General features: G+C 64.0%; 20 protein-coding genes. 14 read left to right on the top strand and 6 right to left on the bottom strand.

The annotated features are described in order from the left end of the window. Positions 1-84: 84 nt before the first annotated feature. A complete protein-coding gene (locus KU306_RS11240; protein ID WP_007539754.1) occupies positions 85-801 on the bottom strand; it encodes a metal-dependent hydrolase in 717 nt (238 codons plus the stop codon). 152 nt (positions 802-953) lie between these two features. On the opposite strand from KU306_RS11240, the gene KU306_RS11245 reads away from it, so the two are divergent. The 13 genes from KU306_RS11245 to tpiA all read left to right on the top strand — a co-directional run bounded on the left by KU306_RS11245 (position 954) and on the right by tpiA (position 10,339). Continuing rightward, positions 954-1,343, top strand: coding sequence for a DUF7522 family protein (locus KU306_RS11245; protein WP_007539756.1), 390 nt, complete (start codon positions 954-956; stop codon positions 1,341-1,343). A gap of 35 nt (positions 1,344-1,378) precedes the next feature. After that, complete coding sequence (locus tag KU306_RS11250; protein ID WP_258301967.1) at positions 1,379-1,636, top strand: hypothetical protein; 258 nt, start codon at positions 1,379-1,381, stop codon at positions 1,634-1,636. Positions 1,637-1,752: 116 nt separating this feature from the next. After that, a complete protein-coding gene (locus KU306_RS11255) occupies positions 1,753-2,484 on the top strand; it encodes a fumarylacetoacetate hydrolase family protein (RefSeq protein ID WP_258301968.1) in 732 nt (243 codons plus the stop codon). A 3-nt stretch (positions 2,485-2,487) separates the two neighbouring features. Beyond that, positions 2,488-2,874, top strand: a complete 387-nt coding sequence (locus tag KU306_RS11260; protein ID WP_007539761.1) for a DUF1648 domain-containing protein — start codon at positions 2,488-2,490, stop codon at positions 2,872-2,874. A gap of 49 nt (positions 2,875-2,923) precedes the next feature. After that, entirely contained in the window at positions 2,924-3,568 is a 645-nt protein-coding gene (locus KU306_RS11265) for a gluconate 2-dehydrogenase subunit 3 family protein (protein ID WP_258301969.1), read from the top strand. Positions 3,569-3,620: 52 nt separating this feature from the next. Further along, positions 3,621-5,204 carry a GMC family oxidoreductase gene (locus KU306_RS11270; protein WP_258303396.1) on the top strand — a complete coding sequence of 528 codons (1,584 nt, stop codon included), beginning with the start codon at positions 3,621-3,623 and terminating at the stop codon, positions 5,202-5,204. Between the two features lie 66 nt (positions 5,205-5,270). Next, the gene (locus tag KU306_RS11275) at positions 5,271-6,209 is read left to right on the top strand and encodes an ABC transporter substrate-binding protein (protein ID WP_258301970.1); all 939 of its coding nucleotides are present in this window, start codon (positions 5,271-5,273) and stop codon (positions 6,207-6,209) included. 83 nt (positions 6,210-6,292) lie between these two features. Next, the gene (gene hisC, locus KU306_RS11280; RefSeq protein WP_258301971.1) at positions 6,293-7,378 is read left to right on the top strand and encodes a histidinol-phosphate transaminase; all 1,086 of its coding nucleotides are present in this window, start codon (positions 6,293-6,295) and stop codon (positions 7,376-7,378) included. Continuing rightward, complete coding sequence (locus KU306_RS11285) at positions 7,375-7,884, top strand: adenylate kinase family protein (RefSeq protein ID WP_258301972.1); 510 nt, start codon at positions 7,375-7,377, stop codon at positions 7,882-7,884. The genes hisC and KU306_RS11285 overlap by 4 nt, the downstream gene beginning before the upstream one ends. Continuing rightward, positions 7,881-8,483, top strand: a complete 603-nt coding sequence (locus tag KU306_RS11290; protein ID WP_007539773.1) for a CDP-alcohol phosphatidyltransferase family protein — start codon at positions 7,881-7,883, stop codon at positions 8,481-8,483. Before KU306_RS11285 ends, KU306_RS11290 begins: the two co-directional genes overlap by 4 nt. Positions 8,484-8,515: 32 nt before the next feature. Next, positions 8,516-8,956, top strand: coding sequence for a hypothetical protein (locus KU306_RS11295; RefSeq protein ID WP_258301973.1), 441 nt, complete (start codon positions 8,516-8,518; stop codon positions 8,954-8,956). Positions 8,957-9,048: 92 nt separating this feature from the next. Beyond that, positions 9,049-9,570 (top strand): multiprotein bridging factor aMBF1, encoded by a 522-nt coding sequence (locus KU306_RS11300; protein WP_082229580.1) that lies wholly within the window; start codon positions 9,049-9,051, stop codon positions 9,568-9,570. A gap of 124 nt (positions 9,571-9,694) precedes the next feature. Beyond that, on the top strand, positions 9,695-10,339 hold the full coding sequence (tpiA, locus tag KU306_RS11305; protein ID WP_007539781.1) for a triose-phosphate isomerase: 645 nt from the start codon (positions 9,695-9,697) through the stop codon (positions 10,337-10,339). Positions 10,340-10,371: 32 nt separating this feature from the next. Here tpiA and KU306_RS11310 read toward each other — a convergent pair whose 3' ends face one another. Continuing rightward, a complete protein-coding gene (locus KU306_RS11310) occupies positions 10,372-12,198 on the bottom strand; it encodes a helicase HerA domain-containing protein (RefSeq protein WP_258301974.1) in 1,827 nt (608 codons plus the stop codon). An 86-nt stretch (positions 12,199-12,284) separates the two neighbouring features. On the opposite strand from KU306_RS11310, the gene KU306_RS11315 reads away from it, so the two are divergent. Next, complete coding sequence (locus KU306_RS11315; RefSeq protein ID WP_258301975.1) at positions 12,285-14,135, top strand: response regulator; 1,851 nt, start codon at positions 12,285-12,287, stop codon at positions 14,133-14,135. Here KU306_RS11315 and dinB read toward each other — a convergent pair. The 4 genes from dinB to KU306_RS11335 all read right to left on the bottom strand — a co-directional run bounded on the left by dinB (position 14,108) and on the right by KU306_RS11335 (position 18,974). Next, entirely contained in the window at positions 14,108-15,505 is a 1,398-nt protein-coding gene (gene dinB / locus KU306_RS11320; RefSeq protein WP_258301976.1) for a DNA polymerase IV, read from the bottom strand. The genes KU306_RS11315 and dinB overlap by 28 nt on opposite strands. 96 nt (positions 15,506-15,601) lie before the next feature. Then, positions 15,602-16,030 (bottom strand): HTH-type transcriptional regulator LrpA1, encoded by a 429-nt coding sequence (gene lrpA1 / locus KU306_RS11325; protein ID WP_007539788.1) that lies wholly within the window; start codon positions 16,028-16,030, stop codon positions 15,602-15,604. Between the two features lie 107 nt (positions 16,031-16,137). Then, the gene (locus KU306_RS11330) at positions 16,138-17,076 is read right to left on the bottom strand and encodes a thiamine pyrophosphate-dependent enzyme (protein WP_007539791.1); all 939 of its coding nucleotides are present in this window, start codon (positions 17,074-17,076) and stop codon (positions 16,138-16,140) included. 2 nt (positions 17,077-17,078) lie between these two features. Then, complete coding sequence (locus tag KU306_RS11335) at positions 17,079-18,974, bottom strand: 2-oxoacid:acceptor oxidoreductase subunit alpha (RefSeq protein WP_007539793.1); 1,896 nt, start codon at positions 18,972-18,974, stop codon at positions 17,079-17,081. Positions 18,975-19,102 lie beyond the last annotated feature (128 nt).

Below are 19,102 nucleotides of genomic sequence, written 5' to 3' on the forward strand. Positions count from 1 at the left end.
CTCGGTTCGACGGACTGTCTTCACCTAACGGTTGGTCGGTCGGGTAGCGCCACACACAATACCCAAAAAATCAAACGGCGCGGGCTATTCGAGCGAGAACGACTCGTCGCCGTCGAGGACGTGGACTTCGGCGTGACTGCCGGCCGCCTTCACTTCGCGCTCGAAGTCCTGAACGTCGATTTCGATGGGCGGGAACGTGTCGTAGTGCATCGGGAAGACGTGGTCGACGTCCAGCCAATCGGTTGCGACGGCCGCCTGCCACGGTCCCATCGTGAAGTGGTCGCCGACCGGCAGCGCCGCGGCGTCGGGTTCGTAGTACGGCCCGAAGATTTCGCGCATGTCGGTCATCAGACCAGTGTCGCCCGCGTGGTAGAACGTCGTCGCCTCGGCGTCGGACTCTTGTGTCGGCACCGAATCGCTAATTACGTATCCGCCAGGGACGCCCGCGTCGTACTCGTAGCCCGTGTTGATGCCGTTCGTGTGGTCTGCGCGGACCATCGAGACGTACGCGTCTCCGAGTTCGACGGTGCCGCCGATGTTCATGCCGATGGTCTCGTCGACGCCCATCTCGGCTTCGACGTAGCCGGTGAGTTCGGGTGTGGCGACGACTGTCGCGCCATCGAACTCGCCTGCGTGGGCGATGTGGTCGGCGTGGCCGTGCGTCAGAAGGACGTAGTCCGGCGTCTCGACGTCGCTCGGCTCCAGCGACGTGAACGGATTGTCGAAGAACGGGTCGATGAGAATCGAAGTGCTTCCGACCGTGACGTGCCACGTCGAGTGGCCGTGCCAGATGAGCTCCATAGCACCCGAAGTTACTCGTGAAATACACAAAAAGGTATTCGGAGACGTGAGATGGCACGGAGATAAGAAAGAGACTGGCGACGGTGTCGTGAACAATCCCCACAAATCCAGCGTGGGGCAAATATTATGCCAAATCGTGATATTCTCTGGACATGGTCACGGAGATGGCACGTCGTCTCAAGGAGTTCTTCGAAGAGCGAACGACAGGCGACCTGCGAAGTGTCGTCGTATACGAGCAAAACGAGTTCGAGGTGAGCTATCTTCGGGACGACGTCGCAGCGGAATACACGGAGCGCGAGGTCGCCACGGCCGTCGACGACACGAGAACGGAGTCGTTGATGGCTCCCGTCTACGGCGACCTCTACACCGACGACCACGACGACCTGATTTGTACCATCAAGGTGTTCCCTTCGGTCGTCGAGATGAACTTCGTCCGTTCGAGCGCCGAAGGCGTCGCGGTCGCACTCGATGCGGGCGTCTTCGAAGACTCAGATGGGTTAGTCACCGAGGCGCGAGCAGTTGCGGCTGACGACCAGGTGTGACACATTCATAACACTACGGGGCAGTCATGTGAGCTATGGTCGAGAAACAGGAGCGGGACCTCCGCCGAGACGGACTGTTATTCCTTATCGGGGTGACGGGTCTCGCTGTCCTCGAACTGGGACCACAACCAGCGTCGGCAGACGGGGTTGTGATGCTACGCGGGTTCCTCTTCGGCGGTGCGCTCGGGATACTGCTCTCGGGCGTGTTCCGCGCGACTGACAGACAAGCCCTCGTCTCGACGCTTTCCCTCGCTGTCGGCTTCGCCGTGGGCAGCGTCATCAACGTCTTTTGAGCTGCCGGTAATCAACGTCGTCTGGGCTGTCGGTAATCGGAGGTTCCGCGCGCAGAAACCGGCCGAACACGTGGTGAGTGTAAAGACCTATCACGCCCCACACAGACTCGTCGCGCATGCATCACGTTCGATTCCGCGACCCGGCTGGCGCGGTCCGACAAGGCGAATGGCACGGTGACTCGGTCTCCTTTGGCGGCGAGACGTACGCCCTCGACGAGGTCGACGTGCTCCCCCCGTGTGAGCCGACGAAAATCGTCTGTATCGGCCGCAACTACGCCAAGCACGCCGAGGAGCGCAACGAAGACGTTCCCGACCGCCCACTCTTGTTTCTCAAGCCCCCGAACGCGGTTGCGGGCCACGGCGACACCGTCACGCTTCCAGCAGGAAAGGAGAACGTCGAACACGAGGCCGAACTGGCCGTCGTCATCGGCGAACAGTGCCGAAACGTCGCGGTCGAAGATGCCGAGGACGTGATTGCCGGCTACACCGTCATGAACGACGTGTCCAACCGCGACGACCAGGACGTCGAAACCAACTGGGTTCGCGGAAAGGCGTTCGACGGCGCGGCCCCACTCGGCCCGGTACTCGCCGACCCCGAGCACCTCCCAGAGGACGCGAGCGTCTCCCTGCGAGTTAACGGCGAGACCCGGCAGGACTCCAGTATCGAACACCTCATCTTCTCCATCCCGGAACTCATCGCCGAGATTACGACGTATCTGACGCTCGAACCGGGCGACGTGATTTCGACCGGCACGCCCGAGGGCGTCGGCCCGCTCGAAGACGGCGACCACGTCGAAGTCGAAGTCGAGGGCGTCGGCGTCCTCGAACACGACGTGCGACAGGATTGAGAGATGCGCGTCCATCGGATGACACTCCTCGGCGTCGCAATCTTCGCCATCACCGCGCTCGCGAGCCTCGCTCTCCTGCCGCGTCTGCCGTCCGAAGTAGCGATTCACTTCGGCATCGGCGGCGAACCTGATTCGTTCGTCGCGGCACCGGCCGGCGTCCTCTTGCTTCCGGGCATCGGGCTGGCCACGCTCGTCTTCACCAGAGTCGCTGGCTCGGTCGGTATCGGAACCAGCGCACCGCCGGTGTTCGACCCGCTTCTCGCCACGTTCCTCGGGTACGTGCAGGCACTCGTTCTCGCGTACAACCTCGGCGTACGAATCAACGTGACGACCGCGCTCGCTCCCGCACTCGTCACGTTCGTCGTTGTCGTGTTCGTTATCCAACGCTAGAGTCGACAGAGGGCAAGCCATATGTTTAGGCTCGCCTAATCCCCGCCGAATGCGACTGACTCGACGCGACGCGATTGCAGTTCTCGCCGGTCTCGGCGTGGTTGGAGGGGGCGCTGTCGCGGTCGACCAGTTCGACCCGCCGACCGCAGAGACGGCGGAGACTGGAGAAACCGGAGACGGCGGCGGCGATGGCGCGCTGTCGGCGACCGTCACCGCCACGATGACCGCCGCGGCAGCGGTCGTCTACCCGAGTCAGACCGAGGGCGTCGCCGACTTCGTCGAGACGTACGTCGTCGGCCGCGCGAGAGACGAGTCGCGTCGGGACGCCATGCGCGATGCGGCGCTCGAACTCGACGCCATCGCTCGCGACTGGTACGGCGACGCCTTCACCGACCTCTCTGCGGACGACCGCGACTCGCTGCTTCGCGAACTCGGCGTCGCCGCCGCCGACCCGGTAGCCGACGGGACCGTCTCCGAGCGAATCCGGTTCCACGTCGTGAACGAACTGCTCTACGCCTTCTACGCCTCGCCGACGGGGGGTAGACTCGTCGGCATCGAGAACCCAATCGGCCACGCTGGCGGCACAGAGAGCTACCAGCGGGCGACGATGCTCGAAGACGATGCTGGGCGTGTCGAACGCGCCGAACGCGCAGGCGATGCTGAGGACGTCGAGGGGAGTGAGGCCGATGAGTAACCCCGCCGAGAGTGACCGGACGCCCGCCGAAATTGACCGAATGCCCGCCGAAATTGACCGAACACCAGTCGAAGACGCCGACGTGTGTGTCGTCGGTGCGGGTCCGGCAGGGGGAATCGTCGCCCATCGCCTCGCAGAATCGGGAGCGTCCGTGGTCGTTCTCGAAGCGGGGCCGCGATTCGACGGCGACAGACAGGAGCAACTGGAACAACACCTCCGCCCCGGACTCGACGACCCGTGGGGGATGGGCGGCCCGCGCGACGAATTCACGTCGTCTGGCGACTCGTTTTACCCGCTGAACGCCGCCCGCGTGAAGGGTGTCGGCGGGTCGACGCTCCACTGGCAGGGGATGGTGATGCGCCTCCACGAGCGCGACTTCGAACTCGACTCACGACACGGCGTGGGAGCTGACTGGCCCATCACGTACGACGACCTGCGCCCGTTCTACGCCGAGGCGGAGCGCGAACTCGGTGTCGCGGGCGCGATGGACAACCCGTACGCCCCGCCTCGCGAGGAACCGCATCCGCTTCCGGCGTTCCCGCCGTCGCACTCGGATTCCATCTTCGCGGAGGCCTGCGAGCGACTCGGCATCGACATGCACTCGGTCCCGAACGCCCGCAACTCCGAACCCTACGACGGCCGCAGCCCGTGTGTCGGCTACGGGACGTGCAAGCCGGTCTGTCCGTCCGGTGCGAAGTACACCGCCGAGTCGCACGTCGAGAAGGCCGAGTCGGAGGGGGCGCGAGTCATCGACCGCGCCCGCGTGCGCCGACTCGAACACGACTCGACAGGCGAGCGCGTCGTCGCCGCGACCTACACGACACCCGATGGAGAGACCCACCGCCAGACTGCGGACCAGTTCGTCCTCGGCTGTGGCGGCGTCGAGAACGTCCGCCTGCTCCTGCTTTCGGAGTCCGAGCAGTACCCAGACGGTCTCGCGAACTCCTCGGGACTCGTCGGTCGGTACTTCATGGACCACCTGTTTGCCGGGATGGGCGGTCGGCTCGACAGACCGACCAGACAGAACCACGTCGGCTTCAACACCAGCGAAACCCACCAGTTCTACGACGACGCGGAGCCGGTCAACGGTCTCAAACTGGAGTTTCTCAACTACGCCGGGCCGTCGCCCGTCATCGGCGCTCTCCACGCCGATACGTGGGGCGACGACCTCTTGGGACAGTTGAAGGCGGACTACGGAACCCACGTCGCCATGGGCGCGCTGGTCGAGCAACTCCCCGACGAAGGAAACTACGTCACCATCGACCCGGAGACCACAGACGACCTCGGCGACCCGGTTCCGGCGGTCCACTGGTCTATCGACGACCAGACGAAGGCGGCGCTCGAACGTGCAAACGAGATTCAGCGGACGGTTCTGGAGGAACTCGGTGTCGACGTGGAGTGGACCGTCGGCCCGGACAACACCGGCCCGGCGTTCCACCACATGGGCACGACTCGAATGGGTGACGACCCCGAATCGAGCGTCGTGAACGCGGAGTGTCGAACACACGACCTACAGAACCTCTGGATAGCCGGGTCGAGTGTCTTCCCCACCGGCGGCGCGATGAATCCGACGCTCACCATCGCCGCGCTCGCGGTCCGACTTTCGCAGTCGGTCAAGCAGCGAGTGCGAAACTGAATCCGATTCCATCGTTCTGGGAACGACACCGGTACTGTTTATCCCCGGGATCGCAAACCACGGACTATGAGGAGGCGGCGCTACGTCCACGCAGTGGGTGCGCTCGGTATCGCCGGTGTCGCGGGGTGTCTCGGCGGAGACGAGAGCCGCCCGAACACCGACGCGGCGGGAAGCGCCGAGACAGAACGCGGCGAGGGGTCTGGCAGCGGCGAGCGCGACATCGTCCTCGCGACAGCGACGACCGCCTACGACACGGGACTGCTCGACGCACTCCACGAAGAGTTCACCGCACGATTCGGTATCCGGGTCAAGACGCTCGTACAGGGGACCGGAGCAGCCCTCAGAACCGCGGCTGACGGCGACGCGGATGTCGTCATCGCCCACGCCCGCGAGGCCGAAGACGAGTTCCTCCGGGCGGGACACGGTATCAACCGCCGAGATTTGATGCACAATGACTTCCTCGTCGTCGGTCCCGAGTCGGACCCGGCAGGCGTCGATTCCGTTGGGAACGACCCCCTTGCAGCCTTCCAAACAATCGCCGAGAGCGAGTCGCTGTTTCTCTCCCGCGGCGACGACTCCGGGACTCATCGCCGAGAACAGACGCTGTGGGAACGCTCGCCGGCGACCCCCTCGGGACGATGGTATCAGGCCACCGGCGACGGGATGGGCGACACGCTCAGGCAGGCCAGCAGACGCGGCGCGTACACCCTCGTCGACCGGGGGACGTTCCGCGTCTACGGCGACTCGATTTCACTCGACTCCTTCGTCGAAGGGCCACTCGGCGACGGCCCCGAGAGTCTCCGAAACGACTACGGAATCATCCCGACGAACCCCGCCAGACACGACGTTGACTACCCGTCGGCGATGGCCTACGTCGGGTTCCTGACGGGGCGCACGGGACAGGAGATAATTCGGACGTTCGGCGAGTCCACCCTGTTCGTTCCAGACGCGCTCGGCGACGACCCGACGTTCGACCAGTACGTGCCGGTCGCGGACGACGCCTGAAAGCGAGCACTGAGAGACTCGATTCGCAGCAGTATCGACCGCGAGTACGCACCCTTAAGAACCGCGACCCGCATCTTTCGACCATGCAACCACGGGACCTCTCCGCGCACACTCCCTACGTTCCCGGCCGCGGGACAGAGGAGGTCGCCCGCGAACTCGGGGTGGACCCCGAGGACCTGACGAAACTCTCTTCGAACGAGAATCCTCACGGTCCGAGTCAACAGGCCGTCGCCGCCATTCAGGACGCCGCGCCGACGGTGAGCGTCTACCCGAAGACGGCTCATACGGACTTGACGGAGAAACTGGCCGACAAGTGGAGACTCACACCCGAGCAGGTGTGGGTTTCGCCCGGTGCCGACGGGGCAATCGACTACCTGACGCGAGCGATGCTCGAACCCGACGACCGCGTCCTCGAACCGTCGCCCGGCTTCACCTACTACTCGATGAGCGCTCGCTACCACCACGGCGACGCCGTCCAGTACGAGGTGTCGAAGGACGACGACTTCGAACAGACCGCCGAGTCGGTCCTCGACGCCTACGACGGCGAGCGCATGGTCTACCTGACGACGCCGCACAACCCGTCGGGGGCGACCTTCGCTATCGACGAGATTCGAACCCTCGCCGAATCGGTCGAAGACCACACGCTCCTCGTCGTCGACGAAGCCTACGGCGAGTTCTCCGACGAACCGTCGGCCATCGACCTGCTCTCGGAGTACGACAACATCGCGGTGTTACGCACGTTCTCGAAGGCCTACGGTCTCGCCGGACTTCGAATCGGCTACGCCTGCGTCCCCGAGTCGTGGGCGGACGCCTACGCCCGCGTGAACACGCCGTTCGCGGCCAGCGAACTCGCCTGCCGCGCCGCGCTCGCCGCCCTCGACGACGAGGACCACGTCGAGAAGACGGTCGAATCGGTCGAGTGGTCCCGCGACTACCTCCGCGCCGAACTCGACGTGCCGACGTGGGAAAGCGCCGGAAACTTCGTTCTCGCACAGGTGGGCGACGCCACCGCCGTCTCGGAGGCCTCCCAGCGCGAGGGCGTCATCGTCCGCGACTGCACAAGTTTCGGCCTGCCAGAGTGCATCCGCATCTCCTGTGGGACGAAAGCGCAAACGAAGCGCGCCGTCGACGTGCTCAACCAAATCGTCTCGGAGGTGCCGCCCGCGTGAGAGTCGCCATCACCGGAACCCCCGGAACCGGGAAGACCACGGCGACGGACGCCGTCGCCGACGCGCTCGACCTCGACGTGGTCCACCTCAACCAACTCGTCAAAGACGAGGGACTGTGGACCGAACGGGACGAAGACCGCGACACGCTCGTCGTCGACCTCGACGCCGTGCGCGACCACCTCGGCGACTGGGACGGCATCGTCGAGAGCCACCTCGCTCACCACCTCGAGGCCGACCGAGTCGTCGTCCTTCGCTGCCGCCCGGATATCCTCGAACAGCGCCTGCTCGACCGCGGCGAACCCGAGGCGAAAGCTCGCGAGAACCGCGAGTCCGAAGCCCTCGACGTCGTTCTGGGCGAGGCCGTCGAGTTCCACGGCGAAGAGTCGGTCTACGAGATAGACACGACCGACCGCGACCCAGAAGCCGTCGCCGACGACATCGAAGCCGTCGTCTCGGGTGCGCGCGAACCGTCCGCCGGAACCGTCGATTTCATCGAATATCTATGACGCTCGACCAGTATCGCGACACCGCCGACAAACTCCTCGTCCCGTTCGTCTCGGCCGCCGACACCGTGGGACTCACCCCCAACGGCGTGAGCGTCATCGCCTTCGGATTCGCCATCGCCGCGGGCGTCGCCTTCGGCCTCGCCGACCCCCTCTGGTACGGGGCAGGAGCCGTGTTCGTCTTCCTCAACGGCTGGCTTGACCTCGTCGACGGCGCGCTCGCACGCGAGCAGGGCGTCTCCTCGGAGGCCGGTGACCTGCTCGACCACGTACTCGACCGCTACGCAGACATCGTCGTGCTCGTCGGCCTCGCGGCCGGAATCGAGTCGTACGCGCTCGGGCTCGCCGCCGTCACGGGCGTCCTCATGACTTCCTACCTCGGGACGCAGATTCAGGCAGTCGGCCTCGGTCGCGCTTACGGCGGCCTCGTCGGTCGCGCCGACAGACTCGCGCTCATCGGTCTCGTCGGCGTCGCGTCGGCGGTCTACACCGACACCCTCGCCGGATTCACGCTCGTCGGGTGGCTGCTGGTGTTCTTCGCTATCATCGGTCACCTCACCGCGTTCCAGCGGTTCTGGGGCGCGTGGGGCGACCTAACGTAAGAAATTAATTTTTCTACATTTTCGGTCGAGGTGTGTCTTCCGTAGTTTCGCCACTTGGTCAGGCTGGTTCGATTGCGCTCCTCGGGACTCTCGTCGTCGCCGAGTCGGTCTGGCTCTCCGAGAATGCGGCGGCCCGCGGCCATCGATTTCCGAACGTCCTCGGCGCACTCCTCGCCGTGATTCCCATCGGCGCACTCGCGTATCTCGTCGCGTACCGTCCAGAACACCCGCGGACGCGTCCCGCGAGTCCAGCCGAGCGAGTCGCACTGACGGTGTTTTTCGCGGCTGCCGGGTCGTTCGCCGCTGTCGGCCTCTTCCCGGTGTCGGCTTCGGGACTCCGCGAGCTGCTGTATCCGCTTGGTTTGGTCGTGTTGCTGCCGCTTTCGCACCTCGTCGTCTATCGGCGCGGCTATCGCGTGGTGGCCAGTCCGGTTAGTCGTCAGGTGGCGGCACTTCGCCGTCGCCGAGAATAGCAGGGCGAGCTGGGAGACGCGGCCGTGCTCACAATTCGCACCGCGTGGCCGGGGGCGTGTCTTTTATACGCGGCCGGGGGGTACGTGAGGGTATGCCTCAGTGCGAGATGTGCGGCTCCAACCAAGCCTCTCTGAAGAAAGTGAAGGTGGAAGGCGCAGAACTACAACTGTGCGACGACTGCGCCGAGTTCGGCACGGAGGTCCGCACCGAGTCGACGTCCTCCAGCACGAGCACCAAGTACTCCACCTCCTCGTCGAGTTCGAAGGCGTCTCGCTCTTCGGGGTCGTCTTCGTCGTCGTCGAACACCCGCCGTCGTCGCGACATGTTCGACGACATGGACGAGATTGCGGCCGACTACGACGCTCGCATCCGCGACGCACGCGAGTCCCGCGGCATGAGCCAAGAGGACCTCGCACAGTCGCTCAACGAGAAGGCGAGTCTCATCCGCAAACTCGAACGCGGCGACATCCTCCCACCGGACTCCGTCCGCACGAAACTCGAACGCAACCTCGACATCTCGCTCGTCGAGGGCGAAAGCGACGACGAGTCGGAGTGGTCCGGCGGCAGCGACACGACGACGACCCTCGGCGACGTCGTCAAGCGCAAAGACTGACGAATTCGGTTCAGTTCGTTGCGGACGTCCGTTTCCTCACGATTTTCAACGATAGAGACGCCGTCTCGTGGCAACGACGGCCCCGAAAACCAATTTATTAGTCTCGTCGCACCCCACCTCCGGTGTGTTCATCCTAGTCAATCTCAAGGCGTACCCGTGTGACCCCATCGAAGTAGCAACCGCCGCGCGCGACGTCGCCGAGGAGTCCGGCGTCCGCATCGCTGTCTCGCCGCAGGCAGCAGACATCTCCCGCGTCGCCGACACGGGCGTCGAGACGTGGGCACAGCACGTCGACCCCAACGGCTACGGGAGCCACACCGGAAGCACCCTCGCAGAGGCCGTCGCCGAAGCGGGGGCGGTCGGCACGCTCATCAACCACTCCGAGAACCGCCTCAAACTCGCCGACATCGACGGGTCGATTCAGGCGGCCGACCGCGCCGGACTGGAGACCTGTGTCTGTGGCAACAACCCCGCCCAAATCGGCGCTGTCGCCGCACTCGGTCCTGACTCGGTCGCCGTCGAACCGCCGGAACTCATCGGCGGCGACGTGTCCGTCGCGACTGCGGACCCCGGTATCGTCACCGACGCCGTCGACGCCGCGGCCAACGTGGACGAGGACGTAGACGTGTACTGTGGCGCTGGCATCTCGACCGGTGACGACGTGGTCACGGCCGAGGAACTCGGCGCGTCCGGTATCCTCCTCGCGTCCGGCGTCGCCAAGGCCGACGACCCGCGCGCGGCGCTCGAAGACCTCGTCTCGGGCCTGTAGAACCGACTCGAAGAAGCTGTTTTCTGACGACGCTACTCGTCGCCGCCAGCGTCGCCGTCGGACAGTAGTTCGGCCCCGTCGGCAGTACCGTCGGCGGCGTCGGCGACGGCGTCAGAGTCGGCGACTTCGTCGGTCTCGTCGAGGAACGCCGCTTCGATAGCCGCGACCGTCTCGGCCAACTCGTCGGGGTCGAGGAGGTCGTCGTACTCGTCGCGGACGAGGTCCGGCAGGGCGTACTCGTAGATACCACGCCCGGCGTGTCGGATGAACCCTGCCCGACGAAGTGGCCTGTTTCGACCGTATGCGAGGTGCTGGTCGGCTGTCTCACCCGCCGCGACGTGCGCCGTGACCGGGTCGGAGACGTGCCGCTCGCGGTAGTGCTGGAGCATTCCGTGGTGGACGTCGCTCAGTGCGCCCACGACGGCCGTCATTCGGTCGACCACGTCGCGTCGGTCCTGCGCACCCGGTGCCGGTTGCAGGTCCGCCGGTTCGAAGTCGCCCATCTCGCTCTCGAAGTCGAACTCGTCGTCGGACCCTGATGCCGTGGTATCTTCGAGATGGCCGAACCCGTGGGTCGGCCACGGCGGCCCGTCGGGTGCTTCGAGCAGTGGTCTGGGAGGCGTGTCAGATGCGGCTTGCAGTTCGCTCGCATCGTCGGCAACCTCGGCGTCTGTGTTCGCCGTCGCCTCGGCAACGTCTTCGTCACTCGGTTCGCCAGCGCTCTGATTGTACTCTCCGAGCGCGGCTTGCTTCTCTTCGGGGCGATTCAGGTTTCTCCCCGAGCCACCGCGATAGGGCGCTTCCGCCTTCTGGAACATCGCCTGTGCGAACTGGTCTGCCATCCGCGAGAGGTCGCGGGCCTCCTCTAACTCGCGTTCGAGTTGTCGGATTTTGGCCTCCTTCTTTTCGAGTTCCTGTTTCAAGTCGGCGATTTCGCTCTCACGGCGGGCTTTCTCGTCGGATATCTCTTTGAGGTCCGAGACGAGGTCGCCGTCGACAGACTTCAGGTCGGGACGCTCGAAGTCGTCGAGGCCGGGCGTCGCACCCGCGTCGAACGTCTGCTTCTTGTGGAACTGGACGCGCCGAATCGACTCCGACCAGTCGGTGACGAGGAATCCCTCGCCGTTGCCCATGTCCTCGATGGCGTCGGCGTACTCCGACCCGAGGATGCGACCGACGACTTTCGTGTCGTTGCGCCAGGTGAGGCGGTGCCAGACGAGCCAGTCACACTGGGTGATGAAGTCCTTCTTGACGTCCGCGGGGCGCTGTGAGATACCGACGACGCCGAGGCCGTGTTTTCGCCCGCGCTTGCCGATTTTGATGAGCATCTTGCCCGCTTCGTCCATCCCGCCCTTTTCGGGGATGTACTCGTGGCACTCCTCGATGAGCATCAAGAACGGCTTCTTCAGCTTCTTCTCCTTGGCGAAGAGGTGCTTTGCGACCTCGGTCACTAACTCGTCGGCCGCGGCGTCGTCGAGGTAGCCGGACACGTCGAGGATAATCGGCACGTTCTGTTCGAGCGCGAGCGTCGCGAGTCGCTCTGCGTGTTCGGGACTCACCTGAATGTCGCACTCGTCGTCCGCGCCCGCGTGAAGCAGTTCGAACTCCTGTTTGAGTCCGTAGTACTCGCCGTCGGTGTCGACGATGAGCACTGGGAAGTTCGACGACAGCAGGTTCTCTATCATGACCGAGGCCGTGTTCGACTTCCCGGACCCGGATTTGCCCGTGATGAACCCCCGGCCGGTCAAGATATCGACGACCGGTAATTCGACCGTCGTGCCCGGGTCTTCGGTGCCCACTCCCCCTGGACCGTCGCTAATCTCGGCAACCGAGATGGTTTCCGTGTCCGAATCCGTCATCCGGTTTTTTCGACTCTTTCGGGGGTCATAGTTCCTCCCCTCCCGACGAGTCAAGTTTTATCACGCATCAACGTAAGTTCCGGTCGATGATGGACGGGGACGGAGACGACATCTCCATTCTTCACGTCGACGACGACCCGATGTTCTCTGAACTCGTTTCTCACAATCTCACGCGCCGCATCGACGGTGTGCACGTCGAGACCTACGAGCGGCCGGAGGCGGTACTCGACCGGGTCGAATCCGACGCGGTCGATTGTATCGTCTCGGATTACCAGATGCCGGATATGAACGGGGTCGAACTGCTGGAAGCGGTCCGCGAGTCGAGCGACGTTCCGTTCATTCTCTTTACGGGCCACGGCTCCGAGGCGGTCGCGAGCGACGCTATCGCCGCCGGCGTCACCGACTACGTCCAGAAGGACCCCGGAGGCGACCAGTGGGTCTTGCTCGCCAACCGCGTTCGACGGGCTGTTTCCGAACACCGAGCAGTAGAAGCTCAAAAAGAGTCGAACCGTCGGTTTTCGACGCTCATTCGGGCGATGCCCGGCGTCGCGTATCGTTCGCAAATCGACTCGACGTGGCCCATGGACTTCGTCTCCGAAGGCTGTCGAGCACTCACCGGCTACGACCCCGCGGAACTCGAATCCGGCGAGGTCATGTGGGGTGCGGATATCGTCCACCCGGAACATCGGGGGGACGGCTGGGACGAAATCCTCGCCGCGGTCGAAGCGGGAGACCGATTCGACCGAACCTACCGAATTCGAACCCGCGACGGCGAGACGAAGTGGGTTCGAGAACAGGGCCTCGGCGTGATGGAAGACGGCGAGGCCGTCGCCATCGAAGGCTACATCTTCGACGTGACCGACCAACACCGACGCAGTATCGAGTTGCGACAGAAGGAGACACTTCTCGATTCGCTGTTCGAAAACGTCCCCGTGCACCTCTTCGTGAAGGACGACGAGGCCAGACACGTCCGCGTAAGCTCCGCCTTCGTCGACGACCCCGAATCGTTCGTCGGAAAGACCGACCTCGAAGCGTGTGTCTCCTCGGAGATGGAGCATCGCCAGCGTGCCTACGAAGACGACCGTCACATCCTCGAAACCGGCGACCCAATCTTGGACAAAGAAGAGTACGTGTCCAACCTCGACCGGTGGAACCTCACCTCGAAGGTTCCGTGGACCGACGACGGGAACGTCGTCGGAATCATCGGCATCAGCTACGACATCACGGAGCGAAAGCGACGAAAACAGGCGCTCTCTCGGCAGAACGAACGGCTCGCGGAGTTCGCAAACATCGTCAGCCACGACCTTCGAAACCCGCTGAGCGTCGCCCACGGCAACCTCGAACTCCTCCGGGAAGACATCGACGACGAGCGACTCGAAACAGTCGCCGACACGCTCGGCCGCATCGACGACATCGTCGAGGACGTCCTCTCGATGGCACGCGGCGGTCGAAACGTCCTCGACAGAGAACGCGTCAGTCTCGCTGACGCCGTCGCGGAAGCGTGGCAGACCGTTCACGCGGGGGAAGTGACACTGGAGCTACCCGAATCGCTCGGGACGGTTCACTGCGACCGAGCGCGACTCGTTCGCCTCCTCGAAAACCTGCTTCGGAACGCCACGGAACACGCCCTCACGGACGACCGAACGACACCGGAGATAACTGTCCAACGGCTCGAAGACGAGGTCGGATTCGCCGTGATAGACGACGGGCCGGGCATCCCGGACGCCGAACGAGAGTCGGTCTTCGAACGCGGGTACACGACCGACGAAGACGGGACCGGCTACGGGCTCGCCATCGTCTCCGAAATCGCCGACGCACACGACTGGGACGTTCGAATCCGAGACGCGGAGGGCGGTGGCGCACGAATCGAAGTCCGAACCGGACAGGGACTCGCTCCCGAGTCTGACGCTCAATCGAACTCGACGAGCGAGGACTGACCTCGCGGCTTCGAATTCGACGTGTGGTTGTCGTGGGTGCTGTCGTCGTGTGCGCTGTCGTCGGGGGCGCGGTCATCTTGTTGGGAGCCTCGGTTGTCTTCTCGTTGGGGACCCTTCCCGTCTTCTCGTCGGGTTCCCTGACTGCTTTCTTGTCCGCCTTCGCGTTCACTGCCGCCGTTTTTCTCGTCGTCCGCTGACTCCCACCCGTCGAGGCTCGACTGGTCGGCCGAGGAAAACGAGAGGTTCGAGACGCGAACACCGAGCTTTCGAACCGTCTCGGTTTCGAACTCGGTGTCGAGCAGGTCGAGCGCCACGTCGGTCACGAGTTCGGGTTCGTCCACCGGGCCGGGCAGTGACCGCGCTCGGGTGTTGATGTCGAACGGCGGAACGACCACCTTGATGCCAATCGTTCGGTACATCGCCCCCCGCGAGCGAGCGCGGTCGGCCACGTCGGCGGCGAGCGTGCGAACCACGTCGCGTTTGGCTTCGGGGTCGTCGGTTGGGTCGGTGAACGCCGATTCTCTGGAGAGGCTCTTCGGTCGCCCCGTGGGCGTGACTGCCCGGTCGTCGTCGCCGTTTGCCCGCTCGGCGAGTTCACGCCCTCGCGACCCAAAGCGCGATTCGAGCGTGCTCACGTCGGCCTCCGCGAGGTCCCCCGCGGTTTCGATGTCGAGCGACCGGAGTTCGCGGGCCGTGACCGGACCGACGCCGTGAATCTCGTCGACCGGAATGGGGGCGAGAAACGACCGCACCTCTCCGGGCGGGACGACGACCAGCCCGTCCGGTTTGTCGAAGTCGGACGCGATTTTCGCGGTCGACATGTTGGGCGCGACGCCAATCGACGCGGTGACGCCGACTTCGCGTTCGATGCGCTGTTTCACGTATCGTGCGAACCCCTCCGCGAGCGTCCGGTCCCCAGACGGAGCGTAGTCCCACGCCGTGCGCGCGGTCACGTCCAGATACGCCTCGTCGATGCTCACCTCGCGGACGACGTCGGCGCAGTCGTGGAGTATCTCCTTGACGTCGGCGGCGACGTCCTTGTAGAAGTCGAGGTCGACCGGGCGATAGTAGCCTGCTGCATCGGGGTCGTCGTCGGGACCGAGGTCCTCGATTCGCGGGAGTCTGTCGAGCGCCGCCGAAATCGGCTGGGCGCTCTCGACGCCGAACGTTCGGGCTTCGTAACTCGCCGTGGCGACCGCGCCGTGTCCCTCACCCGCTTCGTAGCCCATACCGACGACGAGCGGTTCGCCGCGGAGTTCGGGTTCTCGCAGGCGCTCGCAAGCGGCGTAGAAACAGTCCATGTCCACGTGGAGGACGATGCTGTCGGAGCGGTCGTCGGTCTCCGTTCCGGGCAGCGTCTCCCCCGCCATGGTCGTGGGTTAGACGCGGACGTACCTGAACCTTCAGATAGCGCGGTGAAAGTAAAGCACCGGGCGGTGTCGTGAGGGGAGCCGACGAGATGCTATCTACTTCAGTCGCTCCTGCAAGAACGAAGGATGCGCAGCGGTGACGCCGTCGATAGAGAGAATTTCGTCGGAGATAACGCCGCCGAGCGCGTCGCCGTCCGAGGCTCGGACCTCGGCCATCAACATGTGGTCGCCGGACGAGGTGTACAGCGATTCGACCGATTCGAGGGATTTCAACGCCCGGGTGACTTCGACGTAGCGTTCGCTTGCGACCTCGATGCCGACCATGGCGATAGACTGCCCGGTGAGCTTCTTCGGGTCGATGTCTGCCGAGTAGCCGATGATGACGCCGTCGTCTTCGAGCTTGTTGATGTACTTTCGAACCGTCGGCTTCGACACGCCCGCCCGGTCCGCTATCTCGGCGTACGACGCTTTCGCGTCGTCCTCCAAGACGGCGAGGATGCGTCCCTCCGTGGACGTGGATTCCATGGCTTCAGGTTTTCCAAGGGGAGAAAAATATCTTGCGAATCCGAAAACGGTTCTCCGTCACGCCGAAGCCGGCGTCGGAGTCGGCGTCGACGGACGGTGAGCCGTCGTTATTTGTGCTTGTCGAGGAACTTGTCGTAGGACCGTTCCCACTCGTAGGAGTCGTCGAAGTAGCGCTCGGCGAGCGGTTCTTCGGGCATCTCGCCGATTTGCTTTTTCTCCTGCTGGTAGGACGGACGGTCCGAGTCGACGTAGTACCGGCCGGTGAGGACGGTCCCCTCGTGGAGTGCGTTCTCCGTCTCGAACATCATCTCGGAGGCCTCCGCACGGTTCGTGTTGTCGAACTCGTAGTCGTCGGACTCGTTGATGTCGATGTACGGGACGTACTGACGGGCGTCCTTGTTCCACGTCGGACACTGCGTGAGGAAGTCGACGTGGGAGAAGCCGTCGTGCTCGATGGCTTCCACGATGATTTCCTTGGCCTGGTTCGGGTTGACCGCGGCCGTACGCGCGATGTAGGACGCACCCGCGTTCAGCGACAGCGAGAGCGGGCGCAGCGGCGTCTTGGCCGAGCCGTGAGGCTGGGTCTTCGACTTGTGACCCTTCGGCGACGTCGGGGACGTCTGTCCCTTCGTGAGGCCGAAAATCTCGTTGTTGAACACGATGTACGTGATGTCGTGGTTCTCACGGGCGGTGTGCATGAAGTGGTTGCCACCGATACCGTAGCCGTCACCGTCACCGCCAGCGGCAACCACGGTCAGACCGGGGTTGGCCAGCTTTGCGGCGCGGGCGATGGGCAGCGAGCGGCCGTGGATGGTGTGGAAGCCGTAGCTGTTGAAGTAGCTGTTGAGCTTCCCGGAACAGCCGATACCCGTCATGACCATCATCTCGTCGGGCGAGAGGCCGAGTTCGGCCGCCGCACCCTTCAGAGCCTTCAGGACACCGAAGTCACCACAGCCAGGACACCACGTCGGCTGGGGTTCGAGTCCGGGGGTGAACTCGTTTTGGTCTTTCTCCGTTTCTTCACCGATTGCGCTGAATGCACTCATGATTATTCACCCACCTTGGGGACGAACTTCGTACGGTTGTCCGGGAGCGCCTCGCCTTCGAGGAGCGCCGTCTCGAACCCTTCGACGATGTCGAGCGGTTCGAACGGATTCCCGTTGTATTTGAGGAGACTCGACATCTTGTCGCCGTAGCCGCCGAGTTCCTTCTGGACGAGTCCGCGGAACTGCGCGGACGCCGTCATCTCCACGACGAGCGCCTCGTCGACGCTGTCGAGGAACGATTTGACCTGCTCTTTCGGGAACGGCATCAGTTCGGAGACGCCGAGGACCTTGACCGAGTGGCCCTTCTCGTTGAGTTCGGCTGCGGCCTCTTCGACGGTGCCCTGCTGGCTACCGAACGTGACGAGACCGTAGTCGGCGTCTTCCGGACCGTAGACCGTGTTGAACTCGCCGTCTTCGTCGAGTTCCTCGCGGATGGACTCGACCTTCTGCATGCGGCGGTTCATCTGAGCGATACGGTTGTCGGGGTCCTCCGAGATGTGACCCGCGGGCATGTGTTCGTTACCCGTCGCGAGGTAGCGACCGCCCTTCTGTCCGGGCAGCGAGCGCGGCGAGACACCGTTTTCGGTGTCGTGCTGGTAGCGCTGGTACTTGCCCGAGTCGTCGTGCGGTGCCTCTTCGAGTTCGGCTTCCGAGAGGACAGAGCCGAGGTCCGCGTTCGGCTCTTCGTCGAAGACCGACGCCGGGACGTTCGAGAGTTCGCCACCGAGCTTCTGGTCGTAGAGGACGATAGACGGAATCTGGTACTCGTAGGCGATTTGGAACGCCTTGCGCGTCTGGTCGTACGCCTCGGCGGCCGTGCCGGGGGCGAAGACGATGCGGTGAGAGTCACCCTGCGAGGTGTACAGGACGTGCTCCATGTCGGACTGCTCGGGCTTCGTCGGCATACCCGTCGACGGACCGGCGCGCATGGCCTCGACGAGGACGATAGGCGTCTCGGTAATCTCAGCGAGACCGAGCGGCTCGGACATCAGCGAGAAACCGCCACCGGACGACCCGGACATGGCCTTCACACCGGCGTGGGACGCACCCATCGCCAGCGCGGCGGCCGCAATCTCGTCTTCGACCTGCTCGGAGATACCGCCGAGTTCGGGGAGATTCTGCGACATGATGACGAAGACTTCCGTCCACGGGGTCATCGGGTAACCCGAGATGAAACGGCACCCTTCGTCGATAGCGGCGTAGGCAATCGCGTCAGAACCAGAGATGAGAACCTGCTCTTCGTCGTGTTCGCCTGTCGGTGCCGACACCTCGGGGGCGTCGACATCGTACTCGGACTTGACGGTCTCGTAGGCGTCGTCGAAGACTTCGAAGTTCGGTTCGAGAATCTTCTCCGGCATCGCGTCGGACATCAGGCTCTTGATGACGTCCGGCTCGATGTCGGCGATGGCGCACGTGACGGCGACACCGGCGGTGTTACGCATGACTTCGCGACCGTGCTCGCGAGCCATACTGCGAAGGTCGATGTCGTAGACGTGCCAGTTGTTCTCTTCGACGCGCTCGTCGAAGTCCTCGATTTCGGAGGTGTCGAGCAGACCGGAGTCGTAGACGATGACGCCGCCTTCGGCGAGTTCGTCGAGATTCTCAGAGAGCGGTTTGATCTCCTCGTTGCCGTAGTAGGCACCCTCGCTCGGGTTACGGGCGAAGGAGTCACCGAGCGCGAGGAGGAAGTTGTACCCGTCACCACGCGACTGAATCGGGTCCGCACTCACACGGACCTCAGTGTACGTGTGGCCACCGCGGATGCGCGATGGATAGTGGCGATGCGTGAAAACGTGTAGCCCCGCTCGCATCAGGGCTTTGGCGAAGTTCTGGCTGGTCGAGGCGATACCGTCACCGGAACCCCCTGCGATGCGCCAGATAAGTTCGTGGTCAGTCATATTTGAGCTCACGGCCCCGCTGGGGCGCTATCTGATGACTTGGTGGGGGTTCGATTAAAGACTTTGCTATGGATTAACAAGAAAAGATAATGAAGGACTTAATATTCCTAAATTGGTGGTCAGATGCC

Source organism: Haloferax larsenii (assembly GCF_024730625.1).
GTDB lineage: Archaea > Halobacteriota > Halobacteria > Halobacteriales > Haloferacaceae > Haloferax > Haloferax larsenii.